Origin of the sequence: Iodidimonas sp. SYSU 1G8, assembly GCF_039655775.1 — a bacterium.
Lineage (GTDB): Bacteria > Pseudomonadota > Alphaproteobacteria > SMXS01 > SMXS01 > RI-34.
The window spans coordinates 548304-561233 of record NZ_JBBYXJ010000002.1; the positions used below are offsets into that span (position 1 = coordinate 548304).

Genomic DNA, 12930 nt, shown 5'->3' on the forward strand with positions numbered 1-12930 from the left:
AAGCCCCCGAACCGGGCGATCATGCGGCGCGGTCTTGGGGAAGACGTGTCGGGGATCAAACGGGGAAATGGCATGAACAGGCTTTGCGAGGGACGTGTCTGCGTCGTCACGGGCGCGGGGCGCGGCATCGGCCGCGAGTACGCGAAAATGCTGGCGTCGCAGGGCGCCAGGGTGCTGGTCAACGATCTGGGCGCCGCCGCCGATGGTGTCGGCGCCGACCGGACGCCAGCGCAGCTGGTGGTCGACGAGATCAAGGCGGCGGGCGGCGACGCGGCGGCCAATTATGACGACGTCTCCGACTTCAAGGCTGCCAAGCGGATGATCGACCAGGCCATCGAAACCTGGGGCAAGCTGGACGTGGTCATCAACAATGCGGGCATCCTGCGCGACCGCATGCTGGTGAACATGACCGAGGAGGAATGGGACGTGGTCATCAAGGTGCATCTGAAAGGCACCTTCGGCCCGGCCCATCACGCCGCCGCCCACTGGCGCGACGTGGTCAAGGCGACCGGCGCGCCGGTCGATGCGCGGATCATCAACACCTCGTCGGTGTCGGGCATCTACGGCAATATCGGCCAGACCAATTACGGCGCGGCCAAGCAGGGCATCGCCGCCTTCAGCATCATCGCCGCGCGCGAGTTGCGCCGCTACGGCATCACGGTCAACTGCATCGCGCCCGGCGCGCTGACCCGCCTGACCGAGAACCTGCGCGAGCGCACCGAGGAGGAAAAGAAGCAGGGCGATCCGTTCTGGATCGCGCCCATCGTGACCTGGCTCGCCAGCACGGAATCGCGGGACGTGACGGGCCGGATGTTCGAGGCCTCGGGACGGATCCTCGCCATCGCCGAAGGCTGGCACCGCGGCCCGGTCACCGAACCCATCGCCGATCCCACCCGGCTGGGACCGGTGGTCGAAAGACTCGTCGCCAAGGCCCGCCTGAACGCGGGCATGGACGGCATGGACCTGGATTAGACTTACACACCAAGGAGATCGCGCATGTCGGGTGAATTCACGGCCGAAGAGGTCAAGCGGCTGAGGACCCTGCTGGATATCGAGGACATCAGGAAGCTGGGCCTGCTCTATTCCCAGCTGCAGGACCACGCCTATCTGGATCAGCTGGCCGACATCTTCACCGAGGACGCGCTGTGCGAGTTCGGTCCCTACGGCACCTGGAACGGGCGGCAGGAAATCCGCGAGAACTACGCCAAGGTGAAGGAAGCCAATGGCGGCAGCTCGTTCAGCGCGCTGCACGCCAATTCCCACCACTGGGTCGAGATGACCGGCCCGAACACGGCCGTCGGCCGCCGCTACCTCCTCGACCTGATGACCACCCGCCCGAAGGACGAAAGCCCGTTCATCTGGCTGGGCCTCTATGACGAGGAGTACCGCAAGGTCGATGGCCAGTGGCTGATCGCGCGGACCACCCTGCAGTTCCTGTGGCCGGAAAAGCACCTGACCGGCGATTTTCCTGGCACGTTCCCGCCCAAGAGCTGAGAGGTTCGCGCGGGGCAAGAAAAAAGGGCGCGGACCGCGAGGTCCGCGCCCTGCTTTTATCCCGTCTCGGCCTTACGCCAGATCGAAGCGGTCGGCGTTCATCACCTTGGCCCAGGCCGCCGCGAAATCCCGGGCGAACTTCTCGCCGGCATCCGCCGCGGCATAGACTTCCGCGAAGGCGCGCAGCTGCGAGTGCGAGCCGAAGATGAGATCGACGCGGGTGCCGGTCCATTTGACCGAACCGGTCTTGCGGTCGAGGCCTTCATAGACGCCTTCCTTGCCGGCGACCGGCTGCCATTCGGTCGCCATGTCGAGCAGGTTGACGAAGAAGTCGTTGGTCAGCCTGCCGGCGCGATGGGTGAAGACACCGTGGGCCGACTGGCCCACATTGGCGCCGAGCACGCGCAATCCGCCCAGCAGCACGGTCATCTCCGGACCGGAGAGGCCGAGCAGCTGGGCCTTGTCGACCATGGCTTCCTCGGGCGTCATCAGCTTGTTGGCGGTGTAATAGTTGCGGAAGGCATCGGCCCTGGGCTCCAGCGGCGCGAAGGACTCCACATCGGTCTGCTCCTGGGAGGCATCCATGCGGCCCGGCGTGAACGGGACCTTCAGCGCGATTCCGGCGTCGCTGGCGGCCTTTTCGATGGCCGCGCCGCCCGCCAGCACGATCAGATCCGCCAGCGAGACCTTCTTGCCGCCGGAGGCGCCGGCATTGAAGTCCTGGCGGATGCGCTCCAGCGCGCCCAGCACCTGCGCCAGCTGAGCCGGCTGGTTGACCTCCCAGTCCTTCTGCGGCGCGAGGCGGATGCGCGCGCCATTGGCGCCGCCGCGCTTGTCGGATCCCCGGAAGGTCGACGCCGACGCCCAGGCGGCGGAGACAAGCTGCGAGACCGGCAGGCCCGACGCCAGGACGCGCGACTTCAGCGTCTCGATATCCGCCTCGCCGACCAGCGGATGGTCGACGGCCGGGATCGGGTCCTGCCAGATCAGCGTCTCCTTGGGAACGAGCGGTCCCAGATAGCGCTGGATCGGCCCCATGTCGCGATGGGTGAGCTTGAACCACGCGCGGGCGAAGGCGTCGGCGAACTGGTCGGGGTTCTCGAGGAAGCGGCGCGAAATCTTTTCGTAGGCCGGATCGAAACGCAGCGCCAGGTCTGTGGTCAGCATGGTCGGCACCCGCTTTCTCGACGGGTCGAACGGGTCCGGGATGCTGGCCTCGGCGTTCTTGGCGCGCCATTGCTTGGCGCCGGCCGGGCTGGTCTCCAGCTCCCATTCGAAGCTGAACAGGTTCTCGAAGAACAGATTGCTCCAGCGGGTCGGCGTCTGGGTCCAGATCACCTCGGGGCCGCCGGTGATCGCGTCGGCGCCGATGCCCGTGCCATGCCGGCTTTTCCAGCCCAAGCCCTGATCCTCGATCGCGCCGCCTTCCGGCTCCGCGCCGATCAGCGACGGATCGCCCGCGCCATGGGTCTTGCCGAAGCTGTGACCGCCGGCGATGAGCGCGACGGTTTCCTCGTCGTTCATGGCCATGCGCGCGAAGGTGTCGCGAATATCCCGCGCCGCGGCGACCGGGTCCGGATTGCCGTTGGGGCCTTCCGGATTGACGTAGATGAGGCCCATCTGCACCGCGCCGAGCGGATTCTGCAGCTCGCGCTCGCCGCTGTACCGGCTGTCGCCCAGCCAGGTGCCTTCCGGTCCCCAGTAGAGTTCCTCTGGCTCCCAGGTGTCGGCGCGGCCGCCGGCGAAGCCGAAGGTCTTGAAGCCCATGGATTCCAGCGCGACGTTACCGACGAGGACGAATAGATCGGCCCAGGACAGCTTGCGGCCGTACTTCTGCTTGATCGGCCACAGCAGGCGGCGCGCCTTGTCCAGGTTGGCGTTGTCCGGCCAGCTGTTGAGCGGCGCGAAGCGCTGTTGCCCGGCGCCGGCGCCGCCGCGGCCGTCCGCGATGCGGTAGGTGCCCGCGCTATGCCACGCCAGACGGATGAACAGGCCGCCATAATGGCCGAAATCGGCGGGCCACCACTCCTGCGAGTCGGTCATCAGCGCGTGGAGATCCTGGATCACCGCATCCAGATCGAGGGTCTTGAACTCCGCCGCGTAATCGAATTGCTCGCCCATCGGGTCGGCACGTTCCGACTTGTGGTGCAGGACCTGAATGTCCAGCTGGTCCGGCCACCAGTCGCGATTGGTGGGCGCGCGGTTGCCCCCGGACATCGGACACTGGCTTTCATTCGACATGATCATTCCCCTTAGCGGCACTGTGAAATCTATCTTTTCAGGTAGTCCGTCACCTCAGCCCGTCCACCGTTTTCGCGAATTCGACGCATGAAAGTTCTGTGTCGTCTCGTTCACGGGGCAAAAGAAAAGGCGCGGACCTCGCGGTCCGCGCCTTGGATCTTGCCCGGGGCGGCGCTTATTCGGCCGCCTGGCGCTCCGGCTGTCGGAAGAGGGCATTCAGGCCGTCGTCCGGCGTCTCCAGCAGGCGCTGGACCCAGCCGTGAAAACGCTGGCCGCCAAATTCGTTGCGGCCGAACAGCGAGTGATTGCGCGCCCCCGAGGCGAGCGCTTCCTGGACCTGCAGGCCGGTCTTGTAATCCTCGTCGCGGACCACGTTCTCCAGCAGGTCGAACTGCTTGCGCGCCCCGTCCTTGCCTGCCTGGTCCGGCTCCTTTTCCATCATGTAGTACTGGGTGGTGAAGGACTCGCCCACATTGTCGCCGGGGAACAGTTGCGAGATCATCACGCCGCGCCCACCGCCCTTGAACGAGGCGATGGAGATGTGCGGGAAGATGGTCCACACGCCCGTCATGATGTCTTCCATCGGCCATTCGGCCTCCGGCAGCTTGTCCAGGTGGGCATAGCGATCCGGCGAGGTGACGCGCTGGTGCGGGCCCCAGGCGTAGTAATTGGCCTGCGGCGAGCGGTCGCCGCCGATGGTGGTCTTGTGCAGCACCGGGAGATGGTAGAAATCCAGGTAGCCGTCATAGGCGATCTTCCAGTTCGGGCCGCGCAGAGTGCGCGAATCGAACAGATACCAGTTGTCGAAGTTGAAGTTGGCCAGCATGTCGTCATAGCCCGACAGGAAGGCGTCCATATCGATGGTCGAGTTGGGGTCCAGCACCGCCCAGATCAGGCCAGCGCGCTCCAGGGTCGGCAGCTCGGGAAGGCCGTATTCCTCGCGGTCGAATTCGCCGAACTCGCTGCTCGCGGCCACGCCCACCAGCTTGCCTTCATTGTTGTAGGTCCACCCGTGGTAGGGGCACACGAAACGCGACGCCTTGCCGGTGCCGCAATCGCGCAGCGGCGCGCCGCGATGGCCGCAGGAATTCATGAAGACGCGGGCCTTGCCGTCCTTGCCGCGCGTGATCAGAAGCGGCGTGCCGAACGGGTTCATCGCCTTGTAATCGCCGGGCTCCTTGACCTCGGCGCTGGGCGCCAGCATCAGCGGCATGCGCTTGAAGATCAGGTCGATCTCCTGCTTGAAGCGCGCTTCGTCCGTGTAGGCCGAAGCCGGCACCTTGTAGACGCCTGGCGCCTGCTCGATCGTGCCTGCCTTGAAATGCGCGATGTTGTCGCGCACGATTTCGACCAGTTTCTCTCTCGACATGAAAAACCTCTTTTCCCTGAGCGTGGCGCGGAGCGGCTCCGCGGAGCTGGCTTAGCGTATCACGGCGCTCCCGCGCAATGCATCGTGAGACGCTCGTTATATTATGCAGACTAGCATAAATCCAGCGGACCAACAAATGGGCCGTATTGCCGGGGTGGCCCGGGAAGGGTACGGTTTCGGCAACCTTGGGGAGGGTCGAGATGCCGTTTCACCGCTCGCGCCGACACATTGCCTGTTCTGTGGCCCTGCTGCTTTCGCTTGCCGCCCCCGCCGCATGGGCGACACCGCAGCCGGCGCCGCCGGGCGGCCCGCTCACCCAGTTCGAGGCGCACGATCCGAATGCGGAAGTGAGCGTCTATTACGATGTCTGGGCCAACATCCTGTCGACGGTGATGGAAGAGAAGGCCGGCCGCGTCGAGCCCAATTACGGCGGCCTCGGCCAGACCGGACGGGAGGCCATCGACATTGTTCTCACCGAATGGCAGGGCATCAAGGTCACGGCTCTGGGACGCGACGAACAGTTGGCCTACTGGCTCAATCTCTACAATCTGGCGTCGCTGAAGATCATGTTCGAGACCTTCGCCTCGACCGCCAAGGCGTCGCAAGACATAGCCGGGCGCAATCCCTGGGCGAACGACAAGTTCAACGTCAAGAGGTTCTACACCGCCGAGGGTAATCCCTGGGCCACGCCGATGCTCACGGTCGAAGGCGTCAGCCTGTCGCTCAACGACATCGAACATCGCATTCTCTACGCGTTCTGGCCCGCCGAACAGGTGCTCTACGGCCTCGGCTGTCCGGTCAGGGGCTGTCCGGACCTGCCCTTGAAGCCCTATGCGCCGGCCGTCGTGCACAAGCAGCTCGCCGCCGCCGCCACCCGCTTCGTCGCCGACCCCGAAAATGCCAAACTCAAGGGCACGGCCGTACGTCTGTCCGAACTCTACCGCTGGCATCAGGGTGTACTGGGCGGCGAGGCCAAGGTGCTGGAGCATGTGACCAAGCTCGCCGGCCGGCGGCTGGCCGGCGCGACGAGTATTTCCGGCTACGACTTCGACTGGAAACTGGCGGGCAAGCAGCCGCCCGCCAACTGGACCATGCCCCGCGGCCAGATGAACCGGGGCGCCGGCGCGGGCGGCATGATCTCCGAATAGTTTTCTGAAAGGACGCGCATGAACCATCCAGCGATTGCTCCCGGCCATGTGGCGGTCGTCACGGGCGGCGCCAGCGGCATCGGCCTTGCCGCCGCCCGGCGTTTCGCCGAAGCCGGCATGAAAATCGTGCTCGCCGACCGGGACGAGGCGAGGCTGGCCGATGCGCGCGGCGTGGTCGCCGCCCTGGCCGGCGCGGCCGCCGACGTGCTGGCGGTGCCGACGGATGTGAGCCGGATGGAGGATCTGGAGCGCCTCAGGGACGCGGCGTGGCAAACCTTTGGCGGCGTGCACCTGCTGATGAACAATGCGGGCATCGGCGCCGGCGGCGGTCCGCTGGAGAATTACGAGGGCTGGCGCAAGGTGATGGAGGTCAATCTCTGGGGCGTCATCAACGGCGTCCACGCGTTTGCCCCCGGGATGATCGCCCAGGGCGCGCCGGGCGCGATCATCAATACGGGCTCCAAGCAGGGCATCACCTGTCCGCCCGGCAATACGGCCTACAATGTCACCAAGGCCGGCATCAAGGTCCTGACCGAAGGCCTGCAGCACGAGCTGCGCAACACGCCCGGATGCCGGATCAGCGCCCATCTGCTGGTGCCCGGCTTCACCTATACCGGCATCACCCGTACCGATGGCCCCGGCAAGCCGCCTGGTGCCTGGACCGGCGAACAGGTCGCGGACTTCATGCTGACCGCCATGGCGGCGGGCGATTTCTACATCATCTGCCCCGACAATGACGTGACGCGGGAGCTCGACAACAAGCGCATCCGCTGGGCCGCCGACGACATCGTCCGGAATCGCCCGCCGCTGTCCCGCTGGCATCCCGACTACAAGGATGCGTTCGCGGCGTTCTCCATCGATTGATCGCCGCGCCAACGATTTCGCTCCACATGGGTTGACGCAGGTCCATCCGTCGGAGACAAGGCCGCTCACCGGACTGGGGGAAACTGTTTCATGCTGCCATCGATCCACGCGGCCGCCACGATCCTGCTGACCATCGGCACCTTCTGGCTGTTCGCGACGGGAAAGCTGCGGATCGAGCTGGTGTCGATGGGGGTGATCGGCATCCTGGCCCTCGGTTTCTACTTCTTTCCGCTGGAGCATGATGGCGCGCTCACCGGCATGGAGGTGGCGTTCGGCGGTTTCGGCCACGAGGCACTCATCGCCATCTGCTGTTTGATGATCCTGGGGCGGGGGCTGGTCGTCACCGGCGCCCTCGAGCCCGCCGGGCGGCTGCTCGCGCGACTGTGGCGGGCGAACAAGCCGCTCGGGATGCTCTTTACCCTGATGATCGCCGCCGGCATGAGCATGGTGGTCAACGATACGCCGGTCATGGTGCTGACCATGCCGATCCTGCTGAATCTGGCGACGCGGGTCGGTGTTCCGGCGTCGAAGACGTTGATGCCGGTCAATTGCGCTGTCCTGATCGGCGGCATGGCGACCACGATCGGAACCTCGACCAATCTGCTCGTCACGTCCATCGCCACGGATATGGGGCTGCCTCGCATGGGCGTGTTCCATTTCGCCGATACGGCGCTGCTGGCCGCCCTGATCGCCCTGCCATACCTATGGTTCGTGATGCCTCGGCTGCTACCGAGCAATTCATCGGTGGCCGTGCAATCGCCCCGCTTGTTCGAGGCCGCCCTGCATATCGGCCCGGAAAGTACCGTCCTGGGGGCGCCGGCAAGCGAGCTCGAACGCCGCATCGGCCATGAGCTGAAGATCGTCTCCGTGGTGCGGCCCTACTTCGCCAACGCCGCCGTGCCGCCGGTGGGCAAGCTGGAAGCCGGGGACCTGGTGCGGGTGGAAGGCACCATGGCCCATCTGCGCGAGGCCAGCGAGGATCTCAAGGCGCCGCTGGCGCATCCGACCGTTCTGGAGACGTTGCGGGCGCTGGAGGGCAGTCCCGAGGACGACGACATCATCGCGGAACTCGTGATCGGCTCGGATTCGCCCCTCACCGGCAAGAGTATCAAGTCGGCGCAGATCGCCGACCGCTACGGCGTCGTCGTCATCGGCCTGCACCGGCCCAATCGCGCGTTGTTTTCGGAGCCGCGCCATTCCGCCGACGAGGTGCTGGAACTGGGCGACGTGGTGCTGGTCCGTGGCACGCCGGAGCGTCTGAAGGCCATGGAGCTGGGGGAAAGCGCCATGGTGCTGGAGGGAGCGGCCGAAATGCCGCGCACCACCAAGGCGCCGATCGCGCTCGCCATCGTCGGCGCGGTGGTGTTCCTCGCCTCGTTCAAGCTCATGCCCATCGCCATCGCGTCCCTGGGCGGCGCCATCGCCATGCTGGCGACGGGCTGCATCAAGTTCGACAGGGTGGGCCGGGCGCTCAGTACCCAGGTGATCGTGCTGGTCGCCGCCAGTATCGCGCTGGGCCGCGCGCTGCTCGAAACCGGCGCCGCTGGCTGGCTGGGGGAGATATTCGCGTTCGTTCTCCAGCCATTGCCCGCCGCCGCGGTGCTGGCCGCCATGATGCTGTTCGCGACCCTGCTGACCAACTTCGCTTCGAACACGGCCGCCGCCGCCGTCAGCACGCCCATCGCCGTCAGTCTGGCGGCGACGCTGGGCATCCCTGCCGAGCCGCTGGTGCTGGCCGTGCTGTTCGGCTGCAATCTATGCTACGCGACGCCGTTCGCCTACCAGACCAACATTCTGATCATGTCGGCTGGTGGTTATCAGTTCCGCGATTATCTGCGGGCCGGTCTGCCCTTGGTGGTGATCATGATCGTGTCGCTCTCGATCCTGCTGGTGCTGCGCTACAATCTGTAGGGCGGCGCCGGATCAATGGCTGCGGCGACGCCGCCGCAGCCCGGCCAGCAGCGCTAGGCCGGCGGCGGACAGTGCCAGCATGCCCGGCTCGGGCACGGACACCGCGAACGAGACCTGGTCCACATGGGGCGATACCGCCGACGTGCCGCCAAAGGCCTGAAACAGCAGGGTGACCATTTCGCCAGCGGCGACGGTCACGTTGAACACGTTGGGCGTCCACAGGCTGCCATTCATGGCGATGGCGCTGGGGGCCAGGATCTGACCGGATACCGTACCCTGCAGCGAGACGGTGCCCAGCGCGTTCTCGCGCGGCCAGGCATCGAAACTCAGCACGGCGGCGCCGGACGTGATATCGAGCGGCACGGTGAAGGTCTGGAAGACCGAGGCGCCGCCCATATTGGCGTTCAGCTCGAGGCTCTGTCCGGTGGGATTGCCGTCACTGCCATAGCTCGGCGAGCCGGAAAAACCCTGTCCCCAGATCTCGATGCCGCTGTCCGTCGTCCCCCAACCCGGGACGCCGTTGGTGGGCAGGATGTTGTAGCTGGTGATCCCGGCGGGATACTCGAACTCGCCATTGCTGATCAGATTGACCGACATGGCGCCGGAAGGGCTCGGCATGAGCGCGCCGGCCAGCGCCGCCAGCAGCAGGGCGGGGACGAGCGGGACTCCGGCGCGTGTCATGGGCATGGCCTTAGCTATGCCCCCGGAAAGGGCAAAGATCAATCGCTGCCTGCCGTGCGGGCCGGCGCTGGGTCATGCGACCGTGATCTCGTAGCGGGCGACGGCGTCCTCGTTCCACGCCACGCCCGTGCCCGGCGTTTCCGGCACCACGTAGACGCCATTCTCCTGCCACGCCGGTTCGACCAGGATCGGGCTTGCCCATTCCAGGAACTCCAGCCAGTGCGCCGTGGGCGTGACGCACATCAGATGGGCGCTGATCTCCGGAAAGAAATGGCTCGACAGCGGCAGGCCGTGCGCCTCGGCGAGGGCGGCGCATTGCAGCCATCCCGTGACGCCGCCGATGCGGGCGATGTCCAGCATGACGCAGTCGGTGGCGCCGGCCTTCACCGCCTTCAGCATGTCGGGCGCGTTCCACCAGTTCTCGCCCATCTGGATCGGCGTGCGGAAATCGCGCGCCAGGGCGGCATGGCCGTCCAGATCGTTGAAGTCCAGCGGCTCCTCGATCCACAGCAGGCCTTCCGGCTCCAGCAGCGCCATGCGCGCGGTGGCTTCCACATTGGTCAGCCGCTGATTGTAGTCGACCATCAGCTGCATGCCCGGCACGGCCTCGCCGATGGCCCGAATGACGGCCAGATCGTCGGCCCCGGTCGCGTAGCCCAGCTTGATCTTGATGGTGCCGAAGCCCGCATCCGCCAGCTCGCGCGCTTCCCGCGCCACCGAGGCGGGACCGCCAAGGCCGGTGCTGTCATAGGTCGGCAGCGGGCGGGGTGCCCCGCCCAGATAGCGCGCGAGCGGCAGGCCCGCCGCTTTCGAGGCCGCGTCCCAGGCCGCCATGTCGATGGCCGACGCGATGATCTGCATCAGTCCCTGCATGCCCAGATAGCGGAACCGGCCGGCAATAGCGCGGTTCAGCGCCAGCGGCGCGAGCTCGGCGCCGGTCACCACGTCCGCCATGTTGCGGGCCAGCGCGACCATCGGCTGCACGGCCTCATCGTGGTAGCAGAACAGATAGGCATGGCCGGTGACGCCGGCGTCCGTCTCCAGGTCGAGCAGCAGCAGCGGCGATTCCGAGAATACCGCGGTGTGGAAGATCAGCGGTCGGGGTCGCGGAACCATCGCCGCGCGGACCCGCAAGCCGGTGATCTTGATGCCTGTTGCCGTCATGAGCCTTCTCCCTGCCGAAGGCGCATTGATAGACCGGCGGCGGCGACGTGGCAAAGGCGCTTGCGGATAAATATATCATGATATAGTAAATGGCATTCACAACGGTGGAGCCTCCCATGGAACTGGATTTCGCGACTCTCTCCCGCGCCGAGCGCTACAAGCTGCTGGTCTCCACCGTGGTGCCGCGGCCGATCGCGCTGGTCACCACCGTCAGCAAGACCGGTATCGTCAATTCGGCGCCGTTCAGCTTCTTCAATGCCATGAGCAGCGAGCCGCCGCTCGTGGTGCTGGGGCTCGAGGTGACCGACTACGCGCCGCGCAAGGATACCGGTGACAATATCCGTGACACGGGCGAGTTCGTCGTCAGCCTGGTCAGCCAGGCGATCGCCCCGCACATGAATCTGTGCGCCATGGACTTCCCCGCCGAGGAGGACGAGCTCGAGGGCGCCGGCCTGACAGCGGTGCCCAGCGTCAAGGTGAAGGCGCCCTACATCAAGGAATCGCCCGTCAGCTTCGAGTGCAGGCGCATGACCACGCTGGAAGTGGGGACGGGCAACCGCATCGTGGTCGGCGAGGTTCTCTACATGCATATCGACGACGCCTGCTTCGATCCCGCCACCTTCCACGTGGACGCGCCCATGATGCAGCTGATCGGCCGCATGCATGGTGGCGGCTGGTACACCGACACAACCGGCACCTTCAACATGCCGCGCATCGCCTATGCCGACTGGGCGGTGGAGCGCCGCAAGGCGGGCGAATAGGCCGGTTCCCGACGCGTTCGCGCCACGGCACCTTGGAACCGCCGCGCGGCGGCCCCATGTAGCGTGCGACCTTCACACGCGGCACAGGGCATCCCATGCGCCTTCCAGGCTTCTTCTACATCGCGCTCGGGCTGACCGCCCTGCTGCACGCCTATATCGGCGCGAGGCTGCTGCCTGATTTGTCCCTGGGCACGCCCGGCGTGCTGCTGGGCGCCGCGGCGTTGCTGGCCTCCGTCGTGCTTCTGCCCTTCGCCGTGCTGGGCCGATACATCCGTCACCAGCCCCTGGGCGACCGCCTCACTTGGGCGGGCTCGCTGGCGATGGGCGTGTTCTCATGGCTGCTGCTGTTCACCCTGCTCCGGGATGTCCTGCTCCTCGTCGCCTGGATGGCCGTGTCGCCGGCGCTGCTGGCGGCCATCACCACCTGGTCCGCCCTGGCCGTGCTGGCGCTGACCCTGGTGGTCAGCATTGCCGGCTTCTTCTCGGCCCGGCGCCTTGCCCGGATCAAGCATGTGGACGTTCCCATCGCCGGCCTGGACGGGGCGCTGCACGGGTTCGTCATCGCCCAGATCAGTGACATTCATGTCGGGCCCACCATCAAGCGCGGCTATCTGGACCGGATCGTCGACGCGGTGAACCGGCTGGAGGCCGACATGATCGCCATCACCGGCGATCTGGTCGACGGAAGCGTCGGCGATCTGGCGCATCATACCGCGCCGCTCGCCCGGCTCGGCGCGCGTCATGGCACCTATTTCGTCACCGGAAACCATGAATATTACGCCGGCGCCCATGCCTGGATCGACGAACTCCATCGCCTCGGGCTGACCGTGCTCGGCAACCGGCATGTGGTGCTGTCCCATGACGGCGCCTCGCTCGTCGTCGCCGGCGTGCACGACTATACCGCGCACCAGTTCGACCCGGACCACCGCAGCGATCCCGCCGGGGCGCTACACGGCGCGCCGGCCCACGCCGCCACGCGCATCCTGCTGGCGCACCAGCCGCGTACCGCGCACGCGGCGGCGGAGGCGGGCTATCATTTGCAGCTCTCCGGCCACACCCATGGCGGCCAGTTCTGGCCGTGGAACTTCTTCGTGCCGCTGCAGCAGCCCTTCACCGGCGGCCTCAACCGCCTGCGCGACCTGTGGGTCTATACCAGCCGGGGCACCGGCTACTGGGGGCCGCCGAACCGGTTCGGGGTCCCGTCGGAGATCACCCGGATCCGGCTGGTCACGGCCTGAGCGGCCGGGCCAAGAAAAAGGGCGGCCGAAGCCGCCCTTTCGCGTGTCATGCGGGCTGG

Annotated in this window: 11 protein-coding genes; 7 read left to right on the top strand and 4 right to left on the bottom strand. The window is 66.5% G+C overall.

The window, feature by feature from the left end:
* The first annotated feature begins 72 nt into the window (after window positions 1-72).
* On the top strand, window positions 73-972 hold the full coding sequence (locus WJU17_RS13700; RefSeq protein ID WP_346327959.1) for an SDR family NAD(P)-dependent oxidoreductase: 900 nt from the start codon (window positions 73-75) through the stop codon (window positions 970-972).
* A gap of 24 nt (window positions 973-996) precedes the next feature.
* A complete protein-coding gene (locus tag WJU17_RS13705) occupies window positions 997-1494 on the top strand; it encodes a nuclear transport factor 2 family protein (RefSeq protein WP_346327960.1) in 498 nt (165 codons plus the stop codon).
* A 72-nt stretch (window positions 1495-1566) separates the two neighbouring features.
* On the opposite strand, the gene katG is transcribed toward WJU17_RS13705, so the two are convergent.
* Both katG and WJU17_RS13715 read right to left on the bottom strand, forming a co-directional pair.
* Entirely contained in the window at window positions 1567-3735 is a 2169-nt protein-coding gene (gene katG / locus WJU17_RS13710) for a catalase/peroxidase HPI (protein ID WP_346327961.1), read from the bottom strand.
* A gap of 175 nt (window positions 3736-3910) precedes the next feature.
* Complete coding sequence (locus tag WJU17_RS13715) at window positions 3911-5104, bottom strand: aromatic ring-hydroxylating dioxygenase subunit alpha (RefSeq protein ID WP_346327962.1); 1194 nt, start codon at window positions 5102-5104, stop codon at window positions 3911-3913.
* Window positions 5105-5304: 200 nt separating this feature from the next.
* On the opposite strand from WJU17_RS13715, the gene WJU17_RS13720 reads away from it, so the two are divergent.
* The 3 genes from WJU17_RS13720 to WJU17_RS13730 all read left to right on the top strand — a co-directional run bounded on the left by WJU17_RS13720 (window position 5305) and on the right by WJU17_RS13730 (window position 9027).
* Entirely contained in the window at window positions 5305-6252 is a 948-nt protein-coding gene (locus WJU17_RS13720; RefSeq protein WP_346327963.1) for a DUF547 domain-containing protein, read from the top strand.
* A gap of 18 nt (window positions 6253-6270) precedes the next feature.
* Window positions 6271-7116 carry an SDR family NAD(P)-dependent oxidoreductase gene (locus tag WJU17_RS13725; RefSeq protein WP_346327964.1) on the top strand — a complete coding sequence of 282 codons (846 nt, stop codon included), beginning with the start codon at window positions 6271-6273 and terminating at the stop codon, window positions 7114-7116.
* A gap of 90 nt (window positions 7117-7206) precedes the next feature.
* Window positions 7207-9027 (top strand): SLC13 family permease, encoded by a 1821-nt coding sequence (locus WJU17_RS13730; protein WP_346327965.1) that lies wholly within the window; start codon window positions 7207-7209, stop codon window positions 9025-9027.
* A gap of 12 nt (window positions 9028-9039) precedes the next feature.
* Here the strand turns inward: WJU17_RS13730 and WJU17_RS13735 are convergent, their stop codons facing one another.
* Complete coding sequence (locus tag WJU17_RS13735) at window positions 9040-9708, bottom strand: PEP-CTERM sorting domain-containing protein (protein ID WP_346327966.1); 669 nt, start codon at window positions 9706-9708, stop codon at window positions 9040-9042.
* A 72-nt stretch (window positions 9709-9780) separates the two neighbouring features.
* Window positions 9781-10872: an enolase C-terminal domain-like protein gene (locus tag WJU17_RS13740; RefSeq protein WP_346327968.1), complete on the bottom strand. Its 1092-nt coding sequence runs from the start codon at window positions 10870-10872 to the stop codon at window positions 9781-9783.
* A gap of 116 nt (window positions 10873-10988) precedes the next feature.
* On the opposite strand from WJU17_RS13740, the gene WJU17_RS13745 reads away from it, so the two are divergent.
* Together WJU17_RS13745 and WJU17_RS13750 are read left to right on the top strand one after the other, a co-directional pair.
* Complete coding sequence (locus tag WJU17_RS13745) at window positions 10989-11633, top strand: flavin reductase family protein (RefSeq protein ID WP_346327969.1); 645 nt, start codon at window positions 10989-10991, stop codon at window positions 11631-11633.
* Window positions 11634-11728: 95 nt separating this feature from the next.
* Window positions 11729-12871: a metallophosphoesterase gene (locus WJU17_RS13750; protein ID WP_346327970.1), complete on the top strand. Its 1143-nt coding sequence runs from the start codon at window positions 11729-11731 to the stop codon at window positions 12869-12871.
* Window positions 12872-12930: the final 59 nt, after the last annotated feature.

Excerpts from the sequence above, each read along its gene's own strand:
- WJU17_RS13700 (WP_346327959.1), top strand. The coding sequence starts at position 73 with ATGAACAGGCTTTGCGAGGGACGTGTCTGCGTCGTCACGGGCGCGGGG.
- WJU17_RS13705 (WP_346327960.1), top strand. The coding sequence starts at position 997 with ATGTCGGGTGAATTCACGGCCGAAGAGGTCAAGCGGCTGAGGACCCTG.
- katG (WP_346327961.1), bottom strand. The coding sequence starts at position 3,735 with ATGTCGAATGAAAGCCAGTGTCCGATGTCCGGGGGCAACCGCGCGCCC.
- WJU17_RS13715 (WP_346327962.1), bottom strand. The coding sequence starts at position 5,104 with ATGTCGAGAGAGAAACTGGTCGAAATCGTGCGCGACAACATCGCGCAT.
- WJU17_RS13720 (WP_346327963.1), top strand. The coding sequence starts at position 5,305 with ATGCCGTTTCACCGCTCGCGCCGACACATTGCCTGTTCTGTGGCCCTG.
- WJU17_RS13725 (WP_346327964.1), top strand. The coding sequence starts at position 6,271 with ATGAACCATCCAGCGATTGCTCCCGGCCATGTGGCGGTCGTCACGGGC.
- WJU17_RS13730 (WP_346327965.1), top strand. The coding sequence starts at position 7,207 with ATGCTGCCATCGATCCACGCGGCCGCCACGATCCTGCTGACCATCGGC.
- WJU17_RS13735 (WP_346327966.1), bottom strand. The coding sequence starts at position 9,708 with ATGACACGCGCCGGAGTCCCGCTCGTCCCCGCCCTGCTGCTGGCGGCG.
- WJU17_RS13740 (WP_346327968.1), bottom strand. The coding sequence starts at position 10,872 with ATGACGGCAACAGGCATCAAGATCACCGGCTTGCGGGTCCGCGCGGCG.
- WJU17_RS13745 (WP_346327969.1), top strand. The coding sequence starts at position 10,989 with ATGGAACTGGATTTCGCGACTCTCTCCCGCGCCGAGCGCTACAAGCTG.
- WJU17_RS13750 (WP_346327970.1), top strand. The coding sequence starts at position 11,729 with ATGCGCCTTCCAGGCTTCTTCTACATCGCGCTCGGGCTGACCGCCCTG.